Origin of the sequence: Mycobacterium helveticum (assembly GCF_007714205.1) — a bacterium.
In the GTDB taxonomy this organism is placed as follows: domain Bacteria; phylum Actinomycetota; class Actinomycetes; order Mycobacteriales; family Mycobacteriaceae; genus Mycobacterium; species Mycobacterium helveticum.
In genome coordinates this window covers 1-1052 of sequence record NZ_VMQU01000301.1, presented here as the reverse complement: position 1 = coordinate 1052, position 1052 = coordinate 1, and the positions used below count along the sequence as shown (strand labels likewise).

Annotated in this window: 1 protein-coding gene; it reads left to right on the top strand. The window is 67.6% G+C overall.

The annotated features are described in order from the left end of the window. Positions 1–177: 177 nt before the first annotated feature. The coding region (istA, locus tag FPZ47_RS27615; RefSeq protein WP_145039810.1) for an IS21 family transposase at positions 178–1052 on the top strand (875 nt) is incomplete at its 3' end.

The following is a 1052-nucleotide window of genomic DNA, read 5'->3' as shown; positions in this document are numbered from 1 at the left end:
GGATATTACGGCTGGCGAGAGCCGCCGTTCCGGGGTTGGGTGAGCCACTGTTCCGCTGTGGGGTGAGCCACTGCGACGCTGTCGGGTGAGCCGCGGCGCTGCTTCTGGTGTTGTGGGTGCGACCGTTCGTCGGTCCGTGTCGTTGGGATGCGGACGTGACGAAAGGGGTCGCCTTCGATGGTCGACTACAAACAGATCCTGCGGCTACGCGCCGAAGGGGTGAGCCAGCGCGGTATCGCGGATGTGCTGGGCTGCTCCCGGAACACGGTGGCGGCCGTATTCGCCGCCGCAACCGCGGCCGGCGTGGGCTTCGGGGAGGTGGCCGACCTCGCCGCCGATGAGGTCCGCCACCTGCTGCTGCCCGAACCGGCCAGGCCGGACTCCGACCGTGTGACGCCGGATTTCGAGCATGTGCACCGCGAACTCGGACGTCCGTCGGTGACGCTGCTGCTGCTGTGGAACGAGTACGTTGCGGCCTGCCGGGCCTGCGGCGGGGTTCCGTATCGGTACTCGTTCTTCAACGAACAGTACCGCCGCTGGGTGGCCGCGACGGGGGCGTCGATGCGTATTCAGCGCACCCCGGGTGAGTCCATCGAGGTCGACTGGGCCGGTGATGCGATGAGCTTCGTCGATCCGCTCAGCGGCGCCCCGACCGATGCGTGGTTGTTCGTGGCCGCGCTGTCGTTTTCGGCCTTCACGTATGTGGAGGCGTTCACCGATATGACGCTGGTTTCGTGGATTGATGCCCATGTGCACGCGTTCGAGGCCTTTGGCGGCACGGCCCGGCTGCTCGTGCCGGACAACCTTCGCACGGGGGTGTCTCGGGCCGACCGCTACGAGCCGGCGCTGAACCCGGCTTATGCCGGACTGGCCGAGCATTACGGCACCGCGATCGTCCCGGCCAGGGTCAAGCGGCCGCGTGACAAGCCGGTCGTGGAGGGCAGCGTGCGGTTCGTCGCCAACCAGGTCGCCGCGGTGCTGCGTGATCGGCGGTTCGTGGGCCTGGCCGAGTTGAACGAGGCCATCTTCGAACTGGTCGACCAGATCAACGC